Here is a 3204-nt window from a genome sequence, read left to right as displayed (position 1 = left end):
GACCGGCGAGCTGCTCGCCGCCGACCCGGATGTTCCCGCTGTCGGGTTGCTCGAGCCCGAGCAGCAGCCGGATCGTCGTGGTCTTGCCCGAGCCGGACTCGCCGACCAGCGCGTGCGTGGTGCCAGCCGGGACAGTGAATGACACGTCGTCGACCGCCGTCTGCACCTTGCCGTCGACGGTGAAGGTCTTGGTGACGGCGCTGACCTCGATCTTAGGTCGCCCGCCGGCATAGGTCTTGAGGCGAGAGAAGCCGGGGTCGCGCAGCGCGGCGTAGCGGTCGGGGTTGAGGGCGGGAACGTCAGCGCGCAGCTTCTTCGCATAGGCCGACGCCGGCGAGGAGAAGACAGAAGCGGTCCTGCCGGCCTCCTGGATGACGCCGTCCTTGAGCACCACCAGCGCGTTCGCCCGCTCGGCGGCAATCGCCAGGTCGTGGGTGATGAGCAGGAGGCTGATATCGAGCTCGTGCTGCAACCGCGACAGCAGGTCGAGGATCCGTTTCTGGATCGTCACGTCGAGCGCGGAGGTCGGCTCGTCCGCCACCAGCAGCAGCGGCCGTGGCAGGACCGCCAGGCCGATCAGCACCCGCTGCAGCATGCCGCCGGACAGCTGGTGCGGGTAGGAATCGTAGATACGCTGGGGGCTGTCGAGTCCGACCTGGGCGAACGTCTCCAGGATGAGCTGCTTGCGGACCGCCTGGTCGGAAGCATCGAGGAGCGCGGCCGCCTCCTTCGCCTGGGCGCCGATCGTCCGCACTGGATTGAGCGCGTTGCCGGGGTCCTGAGGCACGAACCCGATGGCCCGTCCCCGCAGCGGCCGGAAGCGACGCTCGGAGAGCCCCAGCACTTCCTGGCCGTCGAACTCAACCCGGCCTGTGGCGCGCCCACCGCTGGGCAGTAGCCGCAGCACCGCGCGGGCGATGGTCGACTTGCCCGAACCGGATTCCCCGATCAGGGCGAGGCTCTCGCCGCGGCCCAGTTCGAACCCGACATCGGTGACGACCTGGTTCGGGCCGTAGCAGACCGACAGGCCGTCGACCCGGAGCAGGGGCGGCGACTGCCGCGGCGTCGGCGCGGTGGTCCCGGCGCGGGTGAGCGTGGCGGTCAATCCGTCCTGCGGAGCCATCGGCTGATCCTGTTCAAAGAGAGGACGGTGGCGATGGTGACGAAAGCGGGTGCGTAGACCAGCCACGGCCATCTGAGATAGTCCTTGCCGATTGAGATCAAGAGGCCCCAGTCGGAGGCGGGCGGCGGGTCGCCGTATCCCAGGAAGGCCAGGCTGGCAATCACCAGGATCGACAGGCCGAACTGCAGCACTGCGAGCGGCAGCACCGAGCGCGACGCGTTCGGCAGCACGTGCCGCAACAGGATGTGCCAGCGCGAGCCGCCCAGCAGGAACGACGCTTCAACGAAAATCGCCTGCCGCGTCGTGATGACCTCCGCGCGCATTACCCGGGCGAAGACGGCGACCGCCGAGACGCCGGTGGCGATGGCGGCGTTGGTGGTGTCGAAACCGATCGCGGTGACCACGATGACGGCCAGCAGGAAGTTCGGGATCGCCAGCAGGACGTCGACCAGGCGGGCGAGCACGATGTCTACCCAGCCGCCGAGAAAGCCGGCAAGGAGGCCGATGAGGCCGCCGACGACACCAGCGATCACGACGGCGATGAGCGCGCTCGTCACCGAAGAGGCCGCACCGTAGACGACACGGGTGTAGAGGTCGCGACCCAGGTGGTCGGTGCCGAACCAGTGTGCGGTGCTGGGCCCGAGCAGCTTGTCAGCGGGAACGCCGTTGACCGGGTTCTGGCTCGTGAACAGGTGAGGTGCGAGCGACCAGGCGATCACAAGCGCAATGATCGCGAACGAGAGCGCGACGGTCGGTGGCACCCGGACGGCTGTCAGCCGGCGGATCGTTGAGACGCGCGAGGCGGAGGAGGCGGAGGCCAGGGTCATGACGTCACCGCCGGCGAAGCGCCGACGGAGTCCTCGTCGGCGACGGTCGAGTGGTAGTTTTGACCGCCGATGAGCTTAATGCGCGGATCGAGCAGGGGATAGGCGAGGTCGGCGATCAGGTTCACAAGCACGAAGACCAGCGCCGCCAGCGAGACGATCGCCTGCAGGACCGGCAGGTCATGCGTGCTCACCGATCGCTGCACCAGACTGCCGATGCCGGTGCGTCCGAACACTGTTTCGGTGATCACCGAGCCGCCGAGCAGCTGGCCGATGGCCACCGCGATGACGGTAACGACCGGAAGCGAGGACGGCTTGAGCAGGTGCCTGGCGAAGAGGCGCACCGGCCCGAGACCACGGCCGCGCGCGACGGCGGCGTACTCCTGCGCGGACTCGTGGTCGAGGTTTGCGATCAGCACCTCGGCGATCTGTGCGGAGACGGGGATGCCGAGCGCAATCGCGGCGAAGACGGTCGCCCACAGGCTGTCAGGCGCGATCACGCGGAACAGTCCGAACTGGAAGCCGAAGACGTGGATCAGCACCAGGCCGATCACGAAGTTGGGCACCGACAAGAACAACGAGGGCAAGCCCCGCAGCAAGCCCTGGCCGAACCGTTTGGGAAGGAACTGGGTGCCATAGCCGATCACCACTGCCAGAAACGCTGCGACAATGAGAGCCGAGGACGCGAGCACCAGCGTCGAGGGAAGAACCTCGGCGATCAGGGTTGAGACGGGCCGGCTGGACCGCATCGACAGGCCGAGATCGCCGGTCACGAAGTGATACAAGGATATCGATAGCTGGACCAGGACCGGCCGGTCCAGGCTCTGGGCGGCGATGATCTGCTTGATATCGTCTTCGGTGAATCCGTTTTCGGGGTTGCGCAGGACGCTGGTGATGGGGTCTCCCGGCAGGATGCTGACGACAACGAACGTGAACACGTAGGCCAGCAGGATGACGACCACGGCCTGGACGAGGCGCTTTGCGGCGTAGGGGAGGTAGGCGTTGCTCATGCCGGTCAGCTCCTCGCGTGGCTCGGTTGCGCGGCGGGTTACTGGCTTTTCGTGGCGGTGTAGTAGCTGGCGTAGGCGATGCCGTTGTAGACTTCTCCCTTGAGCTTCGGGGACTGCACGTAGATCCGCTGCACGATCTGCGTGCGCGGGATGAAGTAGCCCTGATCGAGGACGTATTTCTGCAGCTCGTCGAGGAGCGGGTCGCGGATTTCGGCAGAGCCGGCGCTGGCGATCTTGTCGCGCAGTT

General features: G+C 67.1%; 3 protein-coding genes and 1 pseudogene. All 4 read right to left on the bottom strand.

The window, feature by feature from the left end:
* On the bottom strand, positions 1-1123 hold a 1123-nt coding region (locus tag ABSG20_RS33360), incomplete at its 3' end, for an ATP-binding cassette domain-containing protein (RefSeq protein WP_423868700.1).
* On the bottom strand, positions 1102-1950 hold the full coding sequence (locus tag ABSG20_RS33355) for an ABC transporter permease (RefSeq protein ID WP_423868699.1): 849 nt from the start codon (positions 1948-1950) through the stop codon (positions 1102-1104). The genes ABSG20_RS33355 and ABSG20_RS33360, both read right to left, overlap by 22 nt.
* Entirely contained in the window at positions 1947-2957 is a 1011-nt protein-coding gene (locus tag ABSG20_RS33350; protein ID WP_423868698.1) for an ABC transporter permease, read from the bottom strand. Before ABSG20_RS33350 ends, ABSG20_RS33355 begins: the two co-directional genes overlap by 4 nt.
* Positions 2958-2995: 38 nt before the next feature.
* Positions 2996-3204, bottom strand: a pseudogene (locus ABSG20_RS33345) (ABC transporter substrate-binding protein); the annotation flags it as partial.

It is taken from the genome of Bradyrhizobium sp. (genome assembly GCF_049512235.1).
GTDB lineage: Bacteria > Pseudomonadota > Alphaproteobacteria > Rhizobiales > Xanthobacteraceae > Bradyrhizobium.
The sequence above is the reverse complement of the archived record's forward strand: the minus strand, read 5'-3'. Positions and strand labels throughout refer to the sequence as shown.

Excerpts from the sequence above, each read along its gene's own strand:
- ABSG20_RS33355 (WP_423868699.1), bottom strand. The coding sequence starts at position 1,950 with ATGACCCTGGCCTCCGCCTCCTCCGCCTCGCGCGTCTCAACGATCCGC.
- ABSG20_RS33350 (WP_423868698.1), bottom strand. The coding sequence starts at position 2,957 with ATGAGCAACGCCTACCTCCCCTACGCCGCAAAGCGCCTCGTCCAGGCC.